This window comes from Psychromarinibacter sediminicola, from assembly GCF_029168335.1.
Taxonomy (GTDB): domain Bacteria; phylum Pseudomonadota; class Alphaproteobacteria; order Rhodobacterales; family Rhodobacteraceae; genus Psychromarinibacter; species Psychromarinibacter sediminicola.
Genome location: NZ_JARGYC010000040.1, coordinates 1 through 21,883 on the forward strand (window position 1 = coordinate 1; position 21,883 = coordinate 21,883).

General features: G+C 69.5%; 20 protein-coding genes, 1 tRNA gene, 1 other RNA gene and 1 pseudogene. 8 read left to right on the plus strand and 15 right to left on the minus strand.

Annotated elements, in window-relative coordinates; translation table 11 throughout:
• Nucleotides 1-87: 87 nt before the first annotated feature.
• A tRNA-Ser gene (locus tag P1J78_RS14820) sits at nucleotides 88-177 on the minus strand.
• Between the two features lie 143 nt (nucleotides 178-320).
• On the opposite strand from P1J78_RS14820, the gene P1J78_RS14825 reads away from it, so the two are divergent.
• The gene (locus P1J78_RS14825; protein WP_275568156.1) at nucleotides 321-1,274 is read left to right on the plus strand and encodes an MBL fold metallo-hydrolase; all 954 of its coding nucleotides are present in this window, start codon (nucleotides 321-323) and stop codon (nucleotides 1,272-1,274) included.
• Here P1J78_RS14825 and P1J78_RS14830 read toward each other — a convergent pair.
• The 12 genes from P1J78_RS14830 to P1J78_RS14885 form a co-directional block, all read right to left on the minus strand.
• Nucleotides 1,265-1,993 carry an alanyl-tRNA editing protein gene (locus tag P1J78_RS14830; protein ID WP_275568157.1) on the minus strand — a complete coding sequence of 243 codons (729 nt, stop codon included), beginning with the start codon at nucleotides 1,991-1,993 and terminating at the stop codon, nucleotides 1,265-1,267. The two genes, P1J78_RS14825 and P1J78_RS14830, sit on opposite strands and share 10 nt — an antisense overlap.
• A complete protein-coding gene (locus tag P1J78_RS14835) occupies nucleotides 1,993-4,458 on the minus strand; it encodes a DUF3772 domain-containing protein (RefSeq protein WP_275568158.1) in 2,466 nt (821 codons plus the stop codon). The genes P1J78_RS14830 and P1J78_RS14835 overlap by 1 nt, the downstream gene beginning before the upstream one ends.
• A complete protein-coding gene (locus tag P1J78_RS14840) occupies nucleotides 4,455-5,492 on the minus strand; it encodes a cysteine synthase A (protein WP_275568159.1) in 1,038 nt (345 codons plus the stop codon). Before P1J78_RS14840 ends, P1J78_RS14835 begins: the two co-directional genes overlap by 4 nt.
• Nucleotides 5,493-5,553: 61 nt before the next feature.
• A complete protein-coding gene (locus P1J78_RS14845; RefSeq protein WP_275568160.1) occupies nucleotides 5,554-6,663 on the minus strand; it encodes an NUDIX domain-containing protein in 1,110 nt (369 codons plus the stop codon).
• Complete coding sequence (locus tag P1J78_RS14850) at nucleotides 6,664-7,104, minus strand: TrgA family protein (protein ID WP_275568161.1); 441 nt, start codon at nucleotides 7,102-7,104, stop codon at nucleotides 6,664-6,666. It abuts the gene before it with no gap.
• Between the two features lie 187 nt (nucleotides 7,105-7,291).
• Nucleotides 7,292-8,713, minus strand: coding sequence for a cryptochrome/photolyase family protein (locus tag P1J78_RS14855; RefSeq protein WP_275568162.1), 1,422 nt, complete (start codon nucleotides 8,711-8,713; stop codon nucleotides 7,292-7,294).
• A gap of 22 nt (nucleotides 8,714-8,735) precedes the next feature.
• Nucleotides 8,736-9,959, minus strand: coding sequence for an aminotransferase class V-fold PLP-dependent enzyme (locus P1J78_RS14860; protein ID WP_275568163.1), 1,224 nt, complete (start codon nucleotides 9,957-9,959; stop codon nucleotides 8,736-8,738).
• Nucleotides 9,960-10,283: 324 nt separating this feature from the next.
• Entirely contained in the window at nucleotides 10,284-11,990 is a 1,707-nt protein-coding gene (locus tag P1J78_RS14865; protein WP_275568164.1) for a BCCT family transporter, read from the minus strand.
• Between the two features lie 66 nt (nucleotides 11,991-12,056).
• On the minus strand, nucleotides 12,057-12,476 hold the full coding sequence (locus tag P1J78_RS14870) for a universal stress protein (protein ID WP_275568165.1): 420 nt from the start codon (nucleotides 12,474-12,476) through the stop codon (nucleotides 12,057-12,059).
• Between the two features lie 241 nt (nucleotides 12,477-12,717).
• A complete protein-coding gene (acuI, locus tag P1J78_RS14875; RefSeq protein ID WP_275568166.1) occupies nucleotides 12,718-13,710 on the minus strand; it encodes an acrylyl-CoA reductase (NADPH) in 993 nt (330 codons plus the stop codon).
• Between the two features lie 35 nt (nucleotides 13,711-13,745).
• Nucleotides 13,746-14,252: a DinB family protein gene (locus P1J78_RS14880; RefSeq protein WP_275568167.1), complete on the minus strand. Its 507-nt coding sequence runs from the start codon at nucleotides 14,250-14,252 to the stop codon at nucleotides 13,746-13,748.
• A 27-nt stretch (nucleotides 14,253-14,279) separates the two neighbouring features.
• Nucleotides 14,280-15,434, minus strand: coding sequence for an LCCL domain-containing protein (locus P1J78_RS14885; protein ID WP_275568168.1), 1,155 nt, complete (start codon nucleotides 15,432-15,434; stop codon nucleotides 14,280-14,282).
• 81 nt (nucleotides 15,435-15,515) lie between these two features.
• On the opposite strand from P1J78_RS14885, the gene ssrA reads away from it, so the two are divergent.
• From ssrA to P1J78_RS14920, 7 genes and pseudogenes are all read left to right on the plus strand, one after another.
• Nucleotides 15,516-15,868, plus strand: a transfer-messenger RNA (tmRNA) gene (gene ssrA, locus P1J78_RS14890).
• A gap of 108 nt (nucleotides 15,869-15,976) precedes the next feature.
• Nucleotides 15,977-17,089 (plus strand): hypothetical protein, encoded by a 1,113-nt coding sequence (locus tag P1J78_RS14895; RefSeq protein ID WP_275568169.1) that lies wholly within the window; start codon nucleotides 15,977-15,979, stop codon nucleotides 17,087-17,089.
• Nucleotides 17,090-17,174: 85 nt separating this feature from the next.
• Nucleotides 17,175-17,624 (plus strand): SspB family protein, encoded by a 450-nt coding sequence (locus P1J78_RS14900; protein ID WP_275568170.1) that lies wholly within the window; start codon nucleotides 17,175-17,177, stop codon nucleotides 17,622-17,624.
• 157 nt (nucleotides 17,625-17,781) lie between these two features.
• On the plus strand, nucleotides 17,782-18,339 hold the full coding sequence (locus tag P1J78_RS14905) for a class I SAM-dependent methyltransferase (protein WP_275568171.1): 558 nt from the start codon (nucleotides 17,782-17,784) through the stop codon (nucleotides 18,337-18,339).
• Between the two features lie 138 nt (nucleotides 18,340-18,477).
• On the plus strand, nucleotides 18,478-19,872 hold the full coding sequence (gene fumC, locus P1J78_RS14910; protein WP_275568172.1) for a class II fumarate hydratase: 1,395 nt from the start codon (nucleotides 18,478-18,480) through the stop codon (nucleotides 19,870-19,872).
• A 47-nt stretch (nucleotides 19,873-19,919) separates the two neighbouring features.
• Complete coding sequence (locus P1J78_RS14915; RefSeq protein WP_275568173.1) at nucleotides 19,920-20,117, plus strand: DUF4169 family protein; 198 nt, start codon at nucleotides 19,920-19,922, stop codon at nucleotides 20,115-20,117.
• Nucleotides 20,114-20,329, plus strand: a pseudogene (locus P1J78_RS14920) (ribbon-helix-helix domain-containing protein); the annotation flags it as partial. The gene P1J78_RS14915 and the pseudogene P1J78_RS14920, both read left to right, overlap by 4 nt.
• A gap of 40 nt (nucleotides 20,330-20,369) precedes the next feature.
• On the opposite strand, the gene P1J78_RS14925 reads toward P1J78_RS14920, so the two are convergent.
• Nucleotides 20,370-20,807, minus strand: coding sequence for a DUF6314 family protein (locus P1J78_RS14925; protein WP_275568174.1), 438 nt, complete (start codon nucleotides 20,805-20,807; stop codon nucleotides 20,370-20,372).
• A complete protein-coding gene (locus tag P1J78_RS14930; RefSeq protein ID WP_275568175.1) occupies nucleotides 20,804-21,832 on the minus strand; it encodes a sodium:calcium antiporter in 1,029 nt (342 codons plus the stop codon). The genes P1J78_RS14925 and P1J78_RS14930 overlap by 4 nt, the downstream gene beginning before the upstream one ends.
• Nucleotides 21,833-21,883: the final 51 nt, after the last annotated feature.

Here is a 21,883-nt window from a genome sequence, read left to right on the forward strand (position 1 = left end):
GGTGTTCAGCCTGTCCGGCAAACCCCTTTGAAAACGCGGTAAAATCCGGCCGCAGCCGGATCGGGAGAACGCTTTCGCGAGGGCAAATGGCGGAGAGACAGGGATTCGAACCCTGGAGACGGTTTCCCGCCTACACGCGTTCCAGGCGTGCGCCTTCGACCACTCGGCCACCTCTCCGTGGCGCTCCGATTAACAGCTTTTGGCCGGGAAGGGCAAGCATGAGGACGACGCTTGTCGCGCATATTCGTCGCGAACCGTCATGGGGTTCTGCTAGGCTGCCCGGCACAGGCCTATCGCGCCAAATGCATGGAGGAACGATCATGAAACGCCGCGACTTTCTCACGAGCTCGGCCCTGGCCGCGACGGCCGGGCTGGCCGGTCTGCGCGTCGCCCCGGTCCTGGCGCAGGACGGCGCCGCCGGACTGGCCGTCGCCCGCAGCTTTCCGGTCGGCGACCGCACGGTGACGGCGCTGTCCGACGGGTTCCTGCCGATCGCCGCGGATGCGCTGATCGGCATCACGCCCGAGGAATTCGCCACGCTGCTGGCGGACGCGCATATCTCCGCCGACGCGCATCCCACGGGCGTCAACGCCTACCTGATCGAGGGCGGCGGCGAGACCGTGCTCGTCGATGTCGGCACCGGCACCGCCATGGGGCCGAGCCTCGGGCACGTGCTGGCCAACCTGACCGCCTTCGGCACCGACCCGGCGGAGATCGACCGGCTGGTCGCGACGCATCTGCACCCCGATCACATCGGCGGGTTGCTGGGCGACGGCGGCAATCCGTTCCCGAATGCGGGGCTGGTGACCCAGCGGGCCGAGGTCGCGTTCTGGTCCGACGATTCGATCCGCGACGGCGCGCCGGAGGGCGTGCGCGGCTTCTTCGACATGGCCCGCGCCGCGGTGGCCGCTTTCGGCGACCGGGTCGAGACGGTCGACGGCGAGACCGATCTGGGCAACGGCCTGACCCTGATGCCCCTGCCCGGCCACACCCCCGGCCATTCCGGCGTGATGCTGGAGAGCGCCGGCGACAGCCTGCTGATCTGGGGCGACATCGTGCATGTGGGTCCGGTGCAGTTCCCGCGGCCCGAGGTCACGATCGGCTTCGACACCGACAAGGAGATGGCCGCCGCGACGCGGGCGAAGGTCTTCGACATGGTGGCGACCGACGGGCTGCGGATCGCGGGGATGCATATCGGCTTCCCCGGCATCGGCTATGTCGAGAAGGGGCATTCGGGCTACGGGTTCACGCCGGCGCCGTTCCCCTACGGCTGATACGCCTCCAGCAGAACCGTCACCCGGCGGTTCTGCTTGCCCTTGTTCTCGATCTTGCCCAGCCGGACCGGCCCGATCTCGCCGGTGCGCGCCACATGGGTGCCGCCGCAGGGCTGCAGGTCCACCTGGTCGGCGCCGTCGCCGATCCGAATCAGCCGGATGCGCCCGGCGCCGCGCGGCGGCTGCACCGACATCGTCTTGACGAGCGCGGGGCTGGCGTCGAGCTCCGCCTCCTCGATCCACGCCTCCGTGACGGCGAGGTCGCGCGCCACCAAAGCGTTCAGGTCCGCCTCCAGCGCCGCCTTGTCCTCGGGCGGTTCCGGCATGTTGAAATCCAGCCGCCCGCGGCCCGCGTCGATGGCGCCGCCGGTCACCGGCAGCGGGATCACCACCGACAGAAGGTGCAGCGCCGTGTGGACCCGCATATGCGCATGGCGCCGCTCCCAGTCGAGCTCCTGCCGGACCGCCGCGCCCACCGGCGGCGGTTCCGCGCCCGGCGCCGGGATCAGCACCACCTCGGCGCCTTCGCCCTTCACCGTATCGGTCACGGCCGCCTCGCCGCCGTCCCAGAGCAACCGCCCGCTATCGCCGGGCTGGCCGCCGCCGCGCGGATAGAACAGCGTCCGGTCCAGCACGATCCCGCCCTCGGGCGTCACCGCCCGGACCGCGGCGGACGCGCTGCGCGCGTAGGGATCGTCGCGGAACATAAGCTCGGACATCACTGGTCCTCCCCGCCGCCGCCGTCCTGCACATCCTCGCCGCGCACGGTCTCGGTGGCGGTGGCGGACGGCGCCTCCGGCACGTCCTCGGCCTCCGGCAGGGCGCGCGGCTGCGGCGCCGCCGCGGAGGGCCGCAACGTCTCGGGGTTGCGCAGCCAGATATCCTGCTGCGCGAACGGGATCTCGATGCCTTCCTCGGCGAAACGCTCGGCGATCCGGTGGCGGATCTCGGTGCGCACGTCCAGCCCGTAGCCGATGTCGCGCAGGACCATGCGGATCTGGAAATCCAGGCTCGACGCGCCGAATTCCAGGAAATCCACCGCCGGCTCCGGGTCCAGCGTGACCAGCGGATGCTCGTGGGCGATCTCGGTCAGGATCTGCTGCACCTTCCGGGTATCCGTGCCATAGGCCACGCCCACCTGCACGATGATCCGGCCCATGACATTGCCGCGCGTCCAGTTCTTCACCGTGCCCGAGATGAAGTCCGCGTTCGGCACGATCACGTCGTTGCGGTCGAAGGTCTCGATCCGGGTGGAGCGCACCGAGATGTCCTTGACGATCCCCATATGGCCGCCGACCTCGATCCAGTCGCCCTCGGCCACCGGCCGCTCCACCAGCAGGATGATCCCCGAGATGAAGTTCGACACCACGTTCTGCAGGCCGAAACCGATCCCGACCGACAGCGCGCCGGCGACGAAGGCCAGCGCCGACAGGTCGATGCCGGCCGCCGTGACCGCCAGGATCGCCGCCAGGAAGATGCCCAGATACCCGATCCCCGAGATCACCGCGTTCTGCCCGCCGGGGTCGAGCTTGGTCTTCGGCAGGATGGTGGATTTCAGCGCCCCCTGGAACAGCCGCGTGGCGGCGTAGAGCACGATAAAGACCAGGATCAGCGTCAGCAGGGTGCCGGGCGAAAGCCGCGTGTCGCCCAGCATCACGCCCTCGCGCGCCATCGCCCAGATCTCGGTCAGGTCCGCGACCCGCGCGCCCCAGATCAGCGCGAAGAGCGGGACCGAGGCCAGAACCAGCAGAAAGCTGACCGCCGACGGCCCCAGCGCCTGGTGCGATTCCTCGGCCGTGCGCCCGGTGAACAGCGCGTGCAGCTCCACGACCAGGTCGTGAAACACGCGAAGGACCCCGAGCAGGAGCAGCGTCAGCGCCATCGGCTGGATCACGAAATCCGCCGCGTTCAGATAGCCGATCGCCGCCAGCAGAGGCGAGGCGAAGCCCACCAGGACCAGCGCCTGCCCGATCAGCCGCTGGGTGCTGTGCGCGAAGGCGGCGGCGACCGCCTCGCCATGCGGGTCGTTCGGTCTGGCGGTGGTCGTGAGGATCCGGCCGATCCGCACGAAGATCAGGCCCGAGACCAGGATCAGCGGGAAATAGACGACCGCCTGCGTCGCCTCGGAATAGCTCTCGTATTCGACCAGCCCGTCGATCAGGACGAACAGCCCGACCAGCACCCCGAGCATCGTGGTGTAGAACCGCATGCCGCGCCCGCCATCCGCCGGCACCGGCATCGGCCGCGGGGCGTCGGGGTGGATCGGGTAGAGCCGCTGCGACAGCCAGCGCGCCACGAAGACGCTGAACCCCGCCACGGTCAGGCTGCGCACCAGCACCTCGCCCCGGATGCCCAGCATCCCCGTGGCCTGCAGCGCCGCGGCCAGGAGCGCCAGGCCCAGCACCGGCAGCACCACCTGGAACAGCGAGGTGATGAACGCCGCCAGCGCCCGGGCGCGGCCCTTCGACCGGGTCAGCACCGCCTGCGTAAGCTTCACCATCGCCGGGCGGCCGCGCAGCAACAGCGCGCCGGCGATCACGATATAGAGAATGGTCTGCGGCAGTTGCTGGCGCAGGCTCTCGCGCCGCACCTCGGACGCCCATTGCGCCTGCATTTCCGTCCAGACCGCCCGCACGCTTGTCACGAAGGCGGTCACCGCGTCGGGCCAGATCGCCGGGTTCAGCGGGGACGGCCCGATACTGAGCAGCGCGTCCGCCTGCCGCAGCCGGATCAGCGCGTCGATCCGGCGGATCAGCCCCTCGGCGCGGCTGAACGCTTCCTCGGCCCGCCGCACCGGCGCCAGCGCCTCGCTCAGCTGCTGGTTCAGCGTCTGCCGCCGCTCGGACAGTTCGGCGACCTCGGCCTCGCCCTCCGCCGGCGCCGGTCCCAGCGCCTCGATCTGCGCGCGGAGCGTCTCGATCCGCGAGGCGTTGACGGTCTGCGCCTGCAGGAACCGCTCGCGCCAGCCGTCGATCTCGGCGCGCAGCGTCTCCAGCGCCTCGTTCGACGCCCGCGCCGAGTCCACCGCGGCCTCGGCCCGGGTGGCCACACGCTCCCACGCCTCGTAATCTATCGTCTCGGGGGCCGCGGCCTCCTGGGCAAAGACCGGCCCTGTCGCCGCGGCGCCGCCGATGGCGAGGCCGAGACAGAGGACCAGCAAGAACCGGGCAAGCATGGCGCTCATGCGTCTTCGAACACTGCCGGGAGCGCCCGGCGTCCCTCGTCCACCAGCCATTCCGGCACCGGCAGGCCCTTTTCCTTCAGAAAGCCCGGGTTGTAGAGCTTCGACTGATAGCGCGAGCCATAGTCGCACAGCACCGTGACGATGGTGTGCCCCGGCCCCAACTCGCGCGCCATGCGCACCGCGCCGGCCATGTTGATCGCGGTCGAGCCGCCCATGCACAGCCCCTCGTGCTCCAGCAGGTCGAACACGTAAGGAATGGCTTCTTCATCGCTGATCTGCCACGCGAAATCGGGGGTGAAGCCTTCCAGGTTCGCGGTCACGCGCCCCTGCCCGATGCCTTCGCTGATGGAACTGCCCTCGGCCTTGAACTCGCCGTTGGTGTAGAAGCTGTAAAGCGCCGCGCCCATCGGGTCGGCAAGGCCCATCTTCACGCCCCTGGACTGCAGCGCCTCGGCGACGCCGGCCAGCGTGCCGCCCGAGCCGACGGCGGCGACGAAGCCGTCGACCTTGCCGTCCAGCTGCGCCCAGATCTCCGGGCCCGTCGTCTCGACATGCGCGCGCCGGTTGGCGACGTTGTCGAACTGCTGCGCCCAGATCGCGCCGCCGGGCTCGGTCTTGGCCAGCTCTTCCGCCAGCCGGCCGGAATACTTCACGTAGTTGTTGGGGTTGCGGTAGGGCACCGCCGGCACCTGCACCAGCTCGGCGCCCGCCAGGCGGATCATGTCCTTCTTCTCCTGGCTCTGGGTCTCGGGGATCACGATGACGGTCTTGAACCCCATCGCCGCGCCGACCAGCGCCAGGCCGATGCCGGTATTGCCCGCCGTGCCCTCGACCACGGTGCCGCCGGGCTCCAGCAGGCCGCGCTCCACCGCGTCGCGGATGATGTAGAGCGCGGCGCGGTCCTTCACCGACTGGCCGGGATTCATGAACTCCGCCTTGCCGTAGATGTCGCAGCCGGTCGCCTCGGAGATCGCGTTCAGCCGGATCAGCGGCGTGTTGCCCACCGCGTCCGGCAAGTCCTTGTAGATGCGCATCGGAACTCCTCCCGGCTGCAATGGATCGTCGCCGCCGGTGTAGGCCGCGCCCCGCCGAAACTCAAGCGCCCGAGCGCAGCCGCTCCCGGTTGGCGGCCAGCCACAGCCCCGTCAGGATCAGCGGCCCGTTCTCCGCCTCGCGCCCGCCGAGGAACTCGGTGAATGCGGACCAGTCCAGCACCACGCCGCGGATGTCCTCGTGCTCGTGGTCCAGCCCGCCGATCTGCGCCGTCCCGTCGGGCAGGTCGCACAGCCCGACATAGGACCACAGGTATTCCGACACGGCCCCCGGCGACGGGTAGTAGCGCGCCACCAGCTCCAGCCCGCGCAGCGCGACCCCGGCCTCCTCCTCCGCCTCGCGATAGGCCGTCGACTCCGGCCCCTCGCCCGGGTCGATCCGCCCCGCCACCGGCTCCAGGCTCCAGGGATGCCGGTCTCCGCGCGCGAAGGGGCCGAAGCGGAACTGCTCCACCATCAGCACCCGGTCGCGGACGGGATCGTAAGGCAGAACCGTCACCGCGTCGCCCATGACGAAGGCCGCGCGCGTGACCGTCTCGCTCTCGCCGCCGTCGAAATGGCGAAACCGCAGATCCTGCTCCTCGACCGCGAAGAACTGCACATAGGGCCGGCGCCGCTCTTCGGTGCGGACATCCTCGGCCGTGCCGCCGCGGCGCACCGCGTTCGGCGCGCTGTCCGCCGCCGCCCGCACCCAGGAGCTCGCCCGCACCGCCGCCTGCGACAGATGCGCGGCCACCTCCCCGGCCGCCTGCGCGCCGTAGCGCTCCATGATCTCCTGCGCCAGCCGCGTCTCGGCCGCGCCGTGCCGCACTTGCCAGTCCTCGTAGCGCCAGGGCCCGCCCGGCGTCGCCGCGCGCGGCACGAAGGCCCGCGCCGGCACCGCCCCCGCATCGGTCTGCACGGTCACCGGCGCGGCGTAATGCCCGCGGACCGCGGCATAGAAATCCAGCCGCGCCCGCAGCGCCGGATCGGGCTCCAGCAGAATGCCCGGCACCGTCCCGCCCGCCTGCGGCACCGGGACCGGCCCCTGCGCACTGTCGCACAGGGCATGGTCGCCCAGCCGCGCCGGCCGCGCATCCGCCTTCGCCTCCGGCCCCAGCACCTGCTTGAGGACCGGCGCGTAACGTAGCGTTCCGTAGAGAAAAACCGCCATTCAGGGCAAACGCCGCGCCGTCATCTCGGCCAGAAAGCCCTGCACGACACCGCCGCCGGCCAGCGTGCCCCAGATCTCGGTGGGCTTGAGGTAGTCGAAATACCCGATGCCGATCGCCACCATGTCCTTCAGCGCCTCCATCGGCCCGCCATAGGACATGTTGATCGAGCGCATGAACATCTCGTAGCCCGCGAACCAGACGATCCCCCAGAACGCCAGAAACGCCGCGCCGCCCAGCCCGTAGCCGACCGAGGCCACCACCCCTTGCCCCGCGTGCCGCCCCACGAAGCGCCAGCCGATGATCAGACCCAGCACCGCCAGGACCTCGCGGAACACGCCCGCCGGGGTCTGCTCGGGGAAGTAGGGGATGATCAGGTGCCCCACATACCAGGCCAGCGCCGCCAGCAGGACGGCAGAGACGAGTTTCGCGGCTGTGGGCATCGGGTCGGCTCCTGGCAGAGACGGGTTGGCCCCGTTCTCCGCCCGACGCCCCGCAACCGCAAGCGCCGCGCCGGATTTTCCCGCCGGCCTGTTCCAGTCGCGACACAACGCGCGACACCGGCGCGGGGCCGGAAACGGTGCATCGCAGGGTCCGGCGCCGCGGCGCCCGGTCAAAGCGCGCCCCGCTTCAGAAATCGCGCCGCTCGTAGGCGTCGAGCGCCCGCTTGCGGCCCGCGTCCAGCCCGACGACCGGCGCGGGGTATCCGTCGTCAGGCGACAGCCCCCACGCCCGCGGCACCGCCGCGAAATAGTCCAGCGCCGTCCGCGGCGGCTGCCCCTGCCCCTCGGCGACCCAGCGTCGGACATAGCGGCGGTCGGGGTCGAACCGCCTGCGCTGCGTCGCCGGGTTGAAGATCCGGAAATAGGGCGTCGCGTCCGGGCCGGAGCCCGCCGACCACTGCCAGCCCAGCGCGTTCGACGCCGGATCCCAGTCCACCAGGCAGTCCTCGAACCACGCCTTGCCGATCTTCCAGTGGGTCATCAGGTGCTTGGTCAGGTAGCTCGCCACGATCATCCGGGCGCGGTTGTGCATCCGCCCGGTCACGTACATCTCGCGCATCGCCGCGTCGACGAAGTCCACCCCCGTCCGTCCGCGGGTCCAGGCGATCACCTCGGCCCGCCGGTCGTCCTCGTTCCACGGAAACGCATCCCACTCCGGGCGCCAGTTGCCGGTCTCCAGCCGTGGCGTGTGGTGCAGCAGGTGATAGGCGAACTCGCGCCAGACGAGTTCCTTCAGCCAGGCCTCGGCGCCGGGTTTGCCGTCCTGCCGCGCGCGCATCCCGGCATGCCAGCAGACCCGCGGCGAGATCTCGCCATAGGTCAGCGGCTCGGACAGGGTCGACGTGCCGTCTTCCGCGGGAATGTCGCGGGCCTCGTCATAGTCCGCGATCCCGTTCGCGATGAAGGCGCCCAGCCGCCCCTGCGCCGCCGCTTCGCCGACGCGCACGTATCGGCCCACGATGTCGGCGCCCCGGTCCATCGCGGCGCCCATCGCCCAGTCGGCCAGCGCGTCGCTCTCGGGCCAGCGCTGCGGCGCGCGCAGCTCCGACACCGAAGGCAGCGCCGCAGGCACCTCGCGATCCTTCACCGCGCGCCAGAAGGGCGTGTAGACCTTGTAGTAATCGCCCTGCTTGGTCTCCACCGTCCAGGGCTCGAACAGCAGATGCCCGGCAAAGCTCCGGGCGTCGACGCCGTCCTCCTTCAGCGCCGCCTTCACCGCGCGGTCGCGTTCCTGCGAAGCCGGGTCGTAGGCCCGCTGCCACCACACGGCGCCGGCGCCGGTCTCCTGCACCAGCGCCCGCAGGCCCTCCAGCGCCGTGCCCCGCCGCAAGGTCAGCCGCGCCCCGATCCCCGCCAGCGCTTCGGCGAACGCGCCCACGCCCAGCCCGAAGCGCCATTTCGGCGCCGCGCCCAGCCGGTCGACGACCTCGTCATGCAGAAAGACCGGAATGACCGGCCGGCCGCTTCCGGCGGCCTCCGACAGGGCCGCGTGATCGGACAGGCGCAGATCGCGCCGGATCCAGACGATGATCGGTGATGTGTCGCTCAAACCCCTGCCCCGGCGGCCAAAATCACAGCACGTGATCTAGCGCCCGGATCAGCCGGTCAACGTCCTCTTTCGACGTGTAATGCACGAAGCTCAGCCGCAGCACGCCCTGCGCCGGATCCACCCCCAGCGCCGTCAGCGGCCGCACCGCATAGAAATCGCCGCCGCCGGCCATGATCTCGTGCGGCGCCAGCGCCTCGGCCAGCTCCGCCCCCGGCCGGTGACAAGCCAGCGCGACGGTCGGCGCCCGGGCCTCCGCCTCGGCCGGTCCGATCAGCCGCACCGCGTTCTTCGCCTTTAGGTAATCGAGCAGCGGCTGCAGCAGCGCCGTCTCGTGCGCCCGTTGCAGGTCATGCACCCGCGCCGCCCGCACCCGCGCGTCCCGGCTCGGCTCGCAATGCCGGGCGTGCAGCAGGTCGACGTAATCCGCGATCCCGGCACAGGCCGCCACCTGCGCATGGTCCGGCCCGGCCGGCGTGAACCGCTTGTAAAGCGCGTCGCCGTTGAAGAAATGCGCCTGGTTCGGCAGCGCCTCGCCCAGGTCGCGGCGGATCACCATGACCCCCTGATGCGGGCCATAGGTCTTGTAGGCCGAGAACAGGTAGATGTCCGCGCCCGTCGCCCCCACATCCGGCAGCCCGTGCGGCGCATAGCTGACCCCGTCGACGCAGACCGCCGCGCCGGCGGCATGGGCGATCTCGGTCATGCCGGCCACGTCGTTGATCTCGCCCACCACGTTCGAGCAATGCGGAAAGCAGACGAGCTTCACCTTGTCGTCCAGCAGCGCGGCCAGATCCTTCGGGTCCAGATGCCCCGTCTCCGGGTCGATGCGCCATTCGCGGATCTCGACGCCTTCCTCGGCCAGCCGCCGCCAGGGGCCGGAATTCGCCTCGTGGTCCTGGTCGGTGACGACGATCGCCTCGCCGGGCGCCAGCGCCTGCCGGAAGGCCTGTGCCAGCACATAGGTGTTCTGGGTCGTGGACGGCCCGAACGACACCTCGTCGGTGGCCACGCCCAGCATCGCGGCCATCCGCTGGCGCGCCTCGTCCATCTCCTCGCCGCCCAGCCGGCTGGCCTCGTAGGGGCCGTAGGGCTGGACCTTGCGCTCGCGAAAGAACCGCTCCAGCCGCTGCATCACCGGGGCGCACATGTACGACCCGCCCGCATTCTCGAAAAAGCCCTTGTCGCCCAGATCCTCCACGTCGAAGGCCGGGAACTGCGCGCGGACGAAATCGAGGTCGAGGGGCATCGGGGAAACTCCGTCTGTGACGCCTGCGATCGGCCCTGAATTGGACCGCGCCGGGCCGGAATGCAAGCGGGGGCGCGGCCGCCCGCCGGCAGCCGGCAAAATCTTCTAGAAGATTTTGCCCAGCCGAAATTTCTAGAAATTTCGGCCCCGCCCCGCCCCTTCGGGCCATCGCCCCATCCGGCGCGGACACCCGCGAAGATCCTTGGACGTGTTATCGCTATCTATAGAAAAATCAGGATCTTGGACCCCCGTCCAACCTTGGACACCCAAGAAAAAGGCGGCCCTCCGGGGGCCGCCTTTCGATGTTTTTCAAGGTCGTCCGCCTCAGGCGTTCGCCTTCTCCTGGATCAGCCCGCGGGTGATGGCGAAGCAGATCAGGATCAGGATGATCGTGAACGGCAGCCCCGTCGAGATCACCATCGCCTGCAGCGAGCCGAGCCCGCCGCCGACCAGCAGCGCGATCGCCACGAGCCCTTCGAAGGTGCACCAGAACACCCGCTGCGGCACCGGCGCGTCGACCTTGCCGCCCGCTGTGATCGTGTCGATCACCAGCGAGCCGGAGTCCGACGAGGTGACGAAGAACACGATCACCAGGATGATCCCGATGGTCGAGGTGATCGCCGCCAGCGGCAGCCCCTCCAGCATCGCGAACAGCGACAGCTCGGGCGCGTAGGTGTCGATCACCTGGCCCTTCACGGCGCTGGTCTCGGGGTTGGCGATCACGTCGCTGATCGCGGCTCCGCCGAACACGGCCATCCAGAACACGCAGACGAGGCTCGGGATGATCAGCACGCAGGTGATGAACTCGCGCACCGTGCGGCCGCGGCTGACGCGGGCGATGAACATGCCGACGAAGGGCGACCAGCTGATCCACCAGGCCCAGTAGAACGCCGTCCAGCCCTGCATGTAGCCCAGATCCTCGCGCCCGTGCGGGTTCGACAGCGGGATGATCTCCTGCGCGTAGCCCAGAAGCCCCTCGACGAACTCGCTCAGGATGGTGCCCGCCCCGGCCGCGAACAGCACGAACAGTAGCAGCACCAGCGCGATCACCATGTTGATCTCGGACAGCACCTTCACGCCGCCGTCCAGGCCCCGCAGCACCGAGACCAGGGCGACCAGCGTGATGCCGATGATCAGGATCACCTGCACCGTCACGTTGCTCGGAATGCCGTAGACGTATTCGAGCCCCGCATTGGCCTGCTGCGCGCCGAGACCCAGCGAGGTGGCCAGGCCGAACAGCGTCGCGAAGACCGCCAGCGTGTCGATGATGTGGCCCCACCAGCCCCAGACGCGATCGCCCAGGATCGGGTAGAAGGCCGAGCGGATCGAAAGCGGCAGGCCCTTGTTGTAGGAAAACAGCGCCAGCGCCAGCGCCACGACGGCGTAGATCGCCCAGGGGTGCAGCGCCCAGTGATAGGACGTGGCCGCCAGCGCCATGCGCCGCGCCTCGTCGATATTGGCCTCGATCAGCGTGCCGTCCTCGGCGAAGGGCCGGACGGTGCCCAGCGGCTCGTCGCCCCACGGCGTGCCGAAGTAGTAGACCGGCTCCAGCACCCCGAAGAACATCAGCCCGATGCCCATGCCGGCGGCGAACAGCATCGCGAACCAGCCCGCATAGCCGTAGTCGGGCCGCGCATCCGTGCCGCCCAGCCGCACCGAGCCCCAGGGGCTGATGATCAGGAACAGGCAGAAGATGACGAAGATGTTGGCGCCCCACAGGAAGAACCAGTCGAACTGCGAGGTCAGATAGGCGCGCAGGCCCAGGTCGCAGAACGCGCCGGCCTCGCAGCCTTCGACGTCACCGGCATTGACGCCGTTGAAGAGCGCGTCCGCGCTGCCCGGCGCGATCAGCGCATAGGCGACGAAGGCGATGATCGTCAGGCCAGAGATCATGAAGACGGGATTGTGGATGTCGAAGCCGAACGGCCCGACCTTGCCCTCGATATTGTCCTGACCGATATCGTAGTCGGTCTCGATGATATGGGCGTTGCCTTCCGGCTCGGGAACGCCCGGAGATGTTTCGTCGGCCATGGCGGCCTCCCCTGTTATTCTTGAGTATCGATTGCGGCGAAGAAGGTTCCTTCGAACTGGCCCGGATCAGGAGTCGCGCACCAGGAACACCGAGGCCGGCGTGTGCGCGGCGATCTTGCCGCCGTTCGACGGCCAGATGTAGTCGGCAAGGCCCGGCTTGTGGGTGCCCATCACCACGAGGTCGGCGCCGATCTCCTTGACCGTGTCCAGCAGGACGTCGTCCAGATCGGTCGTCGGATCGTGCGCGATCGAGGTGTGGTAGGTGGCGTTGATGCCGCGGCCCGCCGCCTGCTCCTCGGCGAAGGCCTTCAGCTTTTCGTCGTACTCCTTGGGGTTGTGCCCCATCGCACCAGGCGTTTCCGCCGTCACGCCCACGTAGCAAAGCTCGGCACCGTAGTGTTTGGCAATATCGGCCGCTGTATCCAGCGCCTTGCCGAGCGTCTCCAGATGGGCAAGATCGACGGGCGCCATGATCTTTCGATACATGTATCCCTCCTGAGTTCGGACCGGCCGTTCGCCCCGGCGACCGAATGTGGCCGAAGCGGGCAAGCCTCTGATTATGTTGCGTTGCGGAATCAGCTTAGCCGATCCGGGCCGCGGCAACAAACATCACGCTAACGGTCGCGTGATCGGCGCACGGTCCGGAAGCGAAGTGTTGTGTCACGGAAACGGCATGAATCGCCGAATCCGGCGCGCCGGCCGCCCCTGGTCCGGCAGCGGCGCCGTCTCAGCCGTTCACGTCGACGACGACCCGGCCGCGCACACGTCCGCGGAGAATGTCGGCCCCGAGACCGGGCAGATCGGCCAGCGTGGCGGGCTGCGCCATCTCTTCCAGCTTGTCCATCGGCAGGTCGCGGGAGATGCGCTGCCACGCGCGCAGCCGGTTGTCGTAGGGCTGCAGCACGCTGTCGATGCCCAGAAGATTGACGCCGCGCAGCAGGAACGGGATCACCTTGGCCGGCAAATCGGCGCCGCCCGCCAGCCCGACGGCGGCGACCGAGGCACCGTATTTCATCTGCCCCAGCACCCGCGCCAGCATCGCGCCGCCGACGGCGTCGACGCAGCCCGCCCAGCTTTCCGATTCCAGCGGCCGCTTGACCGTTTCGGCCAGCTCCTCGCGCGGGACGATGCGGGCGGCGCCGAGATCGGTCAGATAGCCCTCGGTCTCCGGCCGCCCCGTCACCGCGGCGACCGTGTAGCCCAGATTGGCCAGGATCGCCGTCGCGACCGAGCCGACGCCGCCGGCGGCACCGGTGACCAGCACCTCGCCCTTGTCCGGCGTCAGGCCGTGATCCTCCAGCGCCATCACCGCCAGCATCGCGGTGAACCCGGCGGTGCCCACCGCCATCGCCTGCCGCGTCGTCAGCCCCTCGGGCAGCGGCACCAGCCAGTCGGCCTTGACCCGCGCCTTCTGGGCATAGCCGCCCCAATGCGCCTCGCCCACGCGCCAGCCGGTCAGCACGACCTTGTCGCCGGGGGCATAGCGGCTGTCGTCGCTGGTCTCGACGGTGCCGGCAAAGTCGATGCCGGGCACATGCGGATAGCTCCGCACCAGCCCGCCGCCGGGACCGATGCACAGCCCGTCCTTGTAGTTCACCGTGGAATACTCGACCGCGACCGTCACCTCGCCCTCGGGCAGGCGATCCTCGGTCAGGTCCTGCACGGCGGCATGGGTCTTGCCGTCGTCGTCCTTCTCCACCACGAGCGCCTTGAACGTCATGTCGCTGTCTCCCCTGTTCGATGTCGCCCGCAGGCTTACGCGGACTCGGGCATGATGAACAGGTCGGTGGCCTCGGGCCGCGCCCCGGCGGCGGTCAGCATGGCGTGGACCTGGCCGCGGTGGTGCGTCTGGTGGTTGAAGAAATGCGCCACGCAAAGCGCCATCGGGTTGACCATGTCGGCCTGCAGCGACCCGGAATACCACGACAGGTCGCCGGCGAGGTCCGCATCCGTCAGCCCGTTCGCCCAGTCGACGATGTCCGCGTCGGCCCGGAGCCGCGCCGCCTTGTAGCTCTCCCAGTCCGGGGTGATCTGCGGGCTTTCGGCGATGCCGCCCGCCGGCTTTTCCCAGTCGGCAAAGCGCGACATCCAGATGCGATCGCCCCAGAGCACATGGTTCAGCGTGGCCTGGATCGAGCCGAAGAAGGCGCCCCGGTCCGCCCGCCGCGCACCGTCGTCGAGCCCGTCGGCCGCCGCCACCAGGCTGCCGTTCTGCCAGCGGTTGTAGCGCGCCATCAGCCGGGCGTAGTCCGCGGTGATCATCGGTGGCGGTCCCTCGGTTGCGGTCCCTCAGTTGCGGTCGAAGACGATGGAGCTGTCGAAGGGCTCGGCCCAGTCCGACGTCCGCACGCCGTTGGCGACCCCGCCGGCATAGCGGTCGAGCCCCCGGATTCGCAACACCCGGATCTCGCCGCCGAAGGCCCGGATCACGCCCGCGTGCCGCGCCGCGGTGCACAGGTCGCTGTCGGCGGTATAGGGCCCCATGCCCCAGACATCGCCGCGCGCCGAGGTCCGGCCGCAGGTGCAGGCGTGAGCCTCCGCGCCGTCGGGCATCACGGTGCAGTCGGGCAGCGCCACCTCCGCGCCGGGCTCGTCCAGCGGCTCGGCCTCGGGGGCCGGTTCCGGCACCACCTCGGCGGTCGTCTCCGGCGGCGGCGGCGGCGTGCTGTCGGCGACCTCCGCCTTCCTGGCGCCGGCGAAGGGAATCACGTCGAAGCTGACGCTGTAGCTGCCCCAGTCGCGCGTCTCGATGCCGTTGGCCTCGCTGCCGTCGTAGCCGTCCTGCCCCGGCCGGTGCAGCAGCCGCAGCGCGCCGCCCTCCGGCCCGATGGCGCCGGCATGCCGCGCCGCCGTGCAGATGTCGCTGTCGCCGGTATAGGGCCCGCTGCCCCAGACGGCGCCGCGATGCGGCCCGGCCCCGCAGCGGCAGGCGAGCTCGCCGCCCGCCTCGGGCAGCCCGTCGCATTCCGGCAGGTCCGCCGGGTCGACCGCGGGCACCGGCGTCGGCGTCGGCGTCGGGGCCGGTGTCGGGGCCGGCGCGGTCTCCAGCGCGGCGATGCCGATGCTCTCGTCGTAGCGGCCGTAATCCTCGGTGGTCACGCCGTTCGCGGTGGACCCCTCGTAGGCCGCCTGCCCCGGCAGCCGCTCCAGCCGGATCTCGCCGCCCTCGGCCCCGATCGCCCCGGCATGGCGGGCGGCGGTGCAGATGTCGCTGTCGGCTGTATAGGGATTGCTGCCCCAGACGGAGCCGGCGAAGGCCCCCGGCGGCGGGCAGGCGCAGGCCATGCTGTCCACGTCCGCCGGAAGCGGCGCGCAGGCGGGCAGGTCCGCCGCCGGGTCTTCCGCGGGCCCGGCCTGGCCCGCCTGTCCGCCCTTGCCCTGTGCCAGCCCCGCGCCCGGCGCCACCGCCATTGCCAGCACAACCGCAACGATCCTGAAATCCATGATCCGTCCTCCCCGGACATCCCGGCAACGCCGCCACCGCCAGAATGAGCGCGCCGCGACATGCGAGTCAACGCTGCATCCCCCCTTGCCGGACGCGCCGCGCATCACTACATTTCTCCTGCCGGTACGCCGGCTATGGACATAAACGCGCACGTAATAAGCGGATCGGACCCGGGGGCGGTACCCGGCGGCTCCACCAAATACCCGGTCGTTGGCGGGGCATGGGGCCGAAACAGGATCGACGAACGTGTAAAGGTGTGGCTTTGTCCCGGTGAGGTACCACCGTTATCGGTCCGTCAAAGCATAATTGCCAACGACAATCGTGCTCCGGTCGCCGTTGCCGCCTAAGCGGTAACGAGACCGAAATCTTGAAGCCCAGTCCTCTAGCCAGGGCTGGCGGGGTTCGCAGGCACCTGGCAACAGAAGCCTGCATCTTCCTTCACACGCTGTTGTCACCCGCCGCGTGCCGCGCTACCGCCCGGTGGTGACCGGACGTGCGAGGCGCCAACCCGATGAAATGGGCCGATCTTCGAAGACAGGCCATGCTCCTGTGGCTGCTTTGCGCGGCGGGTACTGTCTACGTTGTCGGCTACTTTCTGTTCGCGGCGCTCGACATCGTGCCGTCGCGGATGTTCTGGGACCTTTCGGTCTATAAACAGGCCGCGGAGGTCGCATCCGCCGGCGGAGACGCCTACGAGCAACGCTACGGCGGGCTGCGATTCGTCTATCCGCCCTTGGTTCTGTCCGCGTTCGCGGCGCTCGAGCCGTGGCTCCTGCCGCTTCTGGCCGGAACCTATGTCGCCGTCACCGCGGTCTTCCTGCTCAAGGCGCCGCCCAGCCTGCGGCTGTCCCCCTTCCTCATCATGGGCGTGTCTGCCTTTCACGACCCGCTGATGGTCGCGGTCCGGACCGGCAACCTGTCGCTATACCTCCACCTGCTCGTTCTTGCGCTCTGGGTTCGCCCCGGGGGCGCCTGGACGCGCCGCGCCCTGCTTGTCGTGATCCTGCTCGGTACCGTCATCAAGCCGGTATTCGCCGCCTACTTCGGCCTCTGGCTCCTGCGCGATGCCCGACTCGGGCGGGAGAGCGCCGAGGCTGCCCTTACCCTGGCCGCCGCAGCCGCAACATGGCTCCTGCAACTCTGGCTGATGCCCGAGGCCTTCGCCGGGTTTCTGGGCGCCGTCGACCGTCAGATAGGCCTCGACGACACTTATTCAGATCTCGGCTCGGGCGTGCTCCCGCAGGTCTTCAATCTGAGCGGGAGCTTCACGACAGGGCTGCTGGCCCACCTTGCGGCCTGGGGCGGCCTGTCGCTGATCTGGCTGCTATGGCTTCGCAAGCGCGTGTCCGACGCGCCCGACGCGGCCCGGCGCCACATCCTGCTTGCCGCGCCCTTCGTGCTCTGCGTGCTCCTCAACCCGCGTATGAAACAGTACGACCTGGTGGCGGGGTTCTTTCTGGTATTGCAGGCAGGCTACCTCTGGGGCCGCCTCCCGCGGCCTCCCACTGTCCTGCCCCTTCTTGGTCTGGCCGCCGGGATCCATCTGAATGAGTTGCTGACGCCGCTCGCCTTCCGATCGCACCTCGAATTGCTGATCGTGACCCTGTTCTTCGGCCTCGCCGTGCATGCAATCGGCCGTGCGCCCCGCGCATGAACGGGCGGACCCGACGCCGGCAATCCCCTTTTAATCGCGACCGAATCCCGTATGTTGAACCCTATGACCGACGAAGGATCCCCGAATGTCGCGCATGATTGACTACGGAAACCTCATGCACCGGGCGATGCGCGGTCTGATCCGCGACGTGCTCGCGGATGTGCAGGATAACGGCCTGCCGGGGCAGCATCATTTCTTCATCACCTTCGACACGATGCATCCCGACGTCGAGATCGCCGACTGGCTGTCGGACCGCTATCCCGACGAGATGACGATCGTCATGCAGCACTGGTACGACAATCTCGACGTCACCGACGACGGGTTCTTCGTCACCCTGAATTTCGGCGACACGCCGGAGCCGCTCTATATCCCCTTCGACGCGATCCGCACCTTCGTCGACCCCTCGGTCGAGTTCGGGCTGACCTTCAAGACCCAGGACGAGGCGGACGAGCCGGAAGAGCCCGAAGACATCGAGGTGGAAGAGGAACCCCAGCGCGAGGCCGACATCGTCAGCCTCGACAGCTTCCGCAAGTGACGCCCGCCGCCACCGCTGTTTGACAGTTTCGTAACGCCCCTGAAACGCGCAGAAAACGGACCTGCGAAAGTTTCGCGACACGGGCGTCCGGGCGCTTGCCTTGCCGCCGGGTTGCGGTGCAATCGGCTTTGCGTCCGAGCAGAACCGAGGCCACGACATGACCAGCGAATTCCGCGTCTTCCTTTCCGAGATGTTCCGCAACCCCAAGGAGGTCGTGGCCATCGCCCCCTCCTCCGCCGCCGTCGCGCGCAGGATGACCGAAGGGCTGGAGCGGGTCTCCGGCCCGGTGGTGGAGCTCGGCCCCGGCACCGGCTCGTTCACCCGCGCGATCCTCGACCGGGGCGTCGCGCCGGAGCGGCTGACGCTTCTGGAGACGAACGAGCGGTTCTGCGCCACGCTGGCCACCCGCTTTCCCGGCGTGACAGTGCTGAACCGCCCCGCACAGGAGATTCGCGCGACCGGCCTGACCGGCGTCGGCGCCGTGATCTCGGGCGTACCGGTGCTGGCCCGCCCGCAGATCCAGCGCGAGGTGGTGGGCCGCGCGCTGGAAGTCATGGCCCCCGACGGCATCTTCGTGCAGATCACCTATTCGCCGACCGCGCCGATCTCGCCCGAGATGCAGGCGCGGCTGGGGATCAAGGGCAGATGGCGCGGCGTGGTGCTGGCCAACCTGCCGCCCGCGCATGTCTTCGTCTTCTCGCGCCGGCCGCACTGACTGGTCGGCAGCGGTCGGGAGGCGTGCCCACCCGCCGCTACGGCCGGCCCCGGGCGCAATTCGCGGCGAAAACAGGTTCCCACTTGCCGGATTGCGCTTTAGACGGTCATCCGACGATTGCAGACCGGAGGAGCCCCGATGACCGCCACCCGCACCGAGACCGACAGCTTCGGCCCGCTGGACGTGCCCGCCGACAAGTACTGGGGCGCGCAGACCCAGCGGTCGATCCGGAACTTCCCGATCGGATGGGAAACCCAGCCGGTGCCGATCGTCCGGGCGCTCGGCGTGGTCAAGAAGGCCTGCGCGCAGGCGAACCGGGAACTGGGCACCCTCGACCCGAAGCTCGCCGACGCCATTATCGAGGCCGCGGGCGAGGTGATCGACGGCAAGCACGACGACAACTTCCCGCTGGTGGTCTGGCAGACCGGCTCGGGCACGCAGTCGAACATGAACGCCAACGAGGTGATCTCGAACCGCGCCATCGAGATCCTCGGCGGCACCTTGGGCAGCAAGGATCCGGTGCATCCCAACGACCACTGCAACATGGGCCAGTCCTCGAACGACACCTTCCCCACCGCGATGCACGTGGCCATCGCCATGCAGGCGCATAACGTGCTGCTGCCGGGCCTCGCCAAGCTGCACGCCGCGCTGGAAGCCAAAGAGGTCGAGTTCCGCGACATCATCAAGATCGGCCGCACCCACACCCAGGACGCCACGCCGCTGACGCTGGGCCAGGAATTCTCGGGCTACGCCCACCAGGTCCGCAAGGGGATCGAGCGGGTGAAAAGCGCGCTGGCCGACATCTACGAGCTCGCGCAGGGCGGCACCGCCGTCGGCACCGGGCTGAACACGAAAAAGGGCTGGGCCGAGATGGTCGCCGCCAACATGGCCGAGATCACCGGCCTGCCCTTCGTCACCGCGCCGAACAAGTTCGAGGCGCTGGCGGCGCATGACGCGATGGTGATGTTCTCCGGCGCGCTGAAGACCGTCGCGGCCTCGCTGTTCAAGATCGCCAACGACATCCGGCTTCTGGGCTCCGGCCCGCGCTCGGGCCTGGGCGAGCTGATCCTGCCGGAGAACGAGCCCGGCTCCTCGATCATGCCCGGCAAGGTGAACCCGACGCAGGCCGAGGCGCTGACCATGGTCTGCGCCCATGTCATGGGCAACGACGCCGCCGTCGGCTTCGCCGGCAGCCAGGGGCATTTCGAGCTGAACGTCTACAACCCGATGATGTCCTATAACGTGCTGCAGTCGATGCAGCTTCTGGGCGACAGCGCCTCGGCCTTCACCGACAACATGGTCAACGGCATCCAGGCCAACGAGGCCCGGATCGAGACGCTGATGAAGGAATCGCTGATGCTGGTGACGGCGCTGGCGCCCACCATCGGCTACGACAACGCCACCAAGGTCGCCAAGACGGCGCACAAGAACGGCACGACGCTGCGCGAAGAGGCGATCAACCTCGGCTTCGTCGACGCAGAGACCTTCGACCGCGTCGTCCGGCCCGAAGACATGATCGGCCCCAAGGAGTGACCCCGGCGCGGCCCCGCCTTGCCGGGGCCGCCCTGCCAGGAGCCGCGATGCCCGCCGACCGCCCGATCAACCTCAACAAGGCCCGCAAGGCCCGCGCGCGCGTGAAGAAACGCGCGCAGGCCGATGAGAACGCGGTGAAATTCGGCCGCACCCGGAGCCAGCGGCAGGCTGACGACGCACGCACCGCCGCCGCCCGCGCGCGGCTGGACCAGCACCGCCGCGATACCGGCGACGACACGGAATGACCTCCCGCCCGGCCAAGCACTCGCTGACCCTGCGCGGCCACCGCACCTCCGTCTCGCTGGAGCCCGAATTCTGGGCGGCCTTCCGCGAGATCGCGGCGGCGCGCGGCCGGCCGCTGAATGCCCTGGCCGCCGAGATCGACGAGGACCGCGGGGTCGAGGTCGGGCTGGCTTCCGCCATCCGGCTGTTCGTGCTGCGCCACTACCGCGACGGCGCCACAGGATTTTCCAGAAAATCTCGCCGCGCAGACCCTTCTAGAAGGGTCTGTCGCCCCCCGCCCGGCGATAGGCGCTGACCATCCGGTAGTCCTTGCGCTGGCCCTTCACCTGCCACACCGCCTGCCAGGCCGGCCAGCCGGTGAAGTCGTAGCGCACGCGGTAGACATCCGGCGCGCAGTCGTGATGCGCGACCGGCGTCAGCCCCGCCTCGATCACGTGGAACGGCCGCCCGTCCTCGAAGACCACCGCGAGGCCCACACCCTGCCGGCGCCAGAAATAGCGCCGCTCCGCCTGCAGCGACGCCTGGCCTGGCACATGCAGCAGCCCGCTTTCGACATAGGCCAGCCCGGCGCCGTCGGGCGTGAACTCCGCCGTGCCCTCGAAACGCGGCGCGTGGTGCGACAGACGGTCCTCGACATGCCGCTCCAGGACCCAGAGTCCAAGGAAATCCGTGAGTTCCGGCCCGACCTTCATCCGGTCCACACCTGCAGCACCACCGCGCCGCCATAGACCACCAGCATGGCCAGACTCTCCCATCCGATGCTCAGCGGCCCGCGCCGCTCGCGCAGAACCAGGCCGATCAGCAGGATCGCCGTCATCAGCATGCCGACGGCCAGCCAGAAATACCCGTCCTGTCCCACCGCGTGATACAGCGATCCGTCGCGATAGGCCATGTCCGACAGACTGAGGAACAGCGTGTCGAAGGTGTTGCCGCCGATGATCCCGCCCACGGCCAGCTGCATCGCCCCGCGCCGCACCGCCGCGATCGTCGTCACCAGTTCCGGCAGCGAGGTCACCACCGCCGTCATCAGCGCCCCCACCACCGTCTGCGACAGCCCGAAGCGGCCCGACAGCTCCGAGCCGGTCTCGGCGATCACCCAGCCGGCCAGGCCGAGGCACGCCACCAGAAGCGTGAACGACCCGACCAGCACCACCGCGCCCTTGCGGCTCTGCGGCTCGTCCGGCGTGTCGGCGCGGGTGTCCGAGGTCTCCACCGGCTCCCACATCGGCTCTTCGCGCACCGTCTTGGTCGTGACCGCGCCGATGCAATAGGCCGCGATCAGCAGGACCGACACGGGGTGCACCTGCCAGATCGCGAAGTCCGGCGCCAGCCAGGCCGTCAGCGGCATCGACAGCAGGCAGATCAGCACCGCCCCCTGGAACAGGTTCGTCGCCTCTGCCGCCGTGTGCTCCAGGTTGGCCTTGCGATAGATCACGTCCGCCAGCGCCAGGAACGCCGTCTGCGCCGCGATCCCGCCGATGCCGTTGGCGAAGGCCAGCTCCGGCGCCCCCTGCACCGCCGCCGTCACCGACACCACCGTGCCCGACAGCGAGGTCGCCGCGCCCAGCACGATGCCGCCGATCACGGCCTCGCCCAGCCCGGTCCGGTCCGCGATCCGGTCCGCCAGCCCGGTGATCCGCGTGCCCAGCACCAGGATCGCCAGCCCGGCCAGCGCGAACAGCCCGAATATCCACGGGTTCGACAGCTCCGAGATCATGCGGACACCCCGCCTTGCCGCGGGGTGCGGCGCGGTCTACACCCGCGCCCG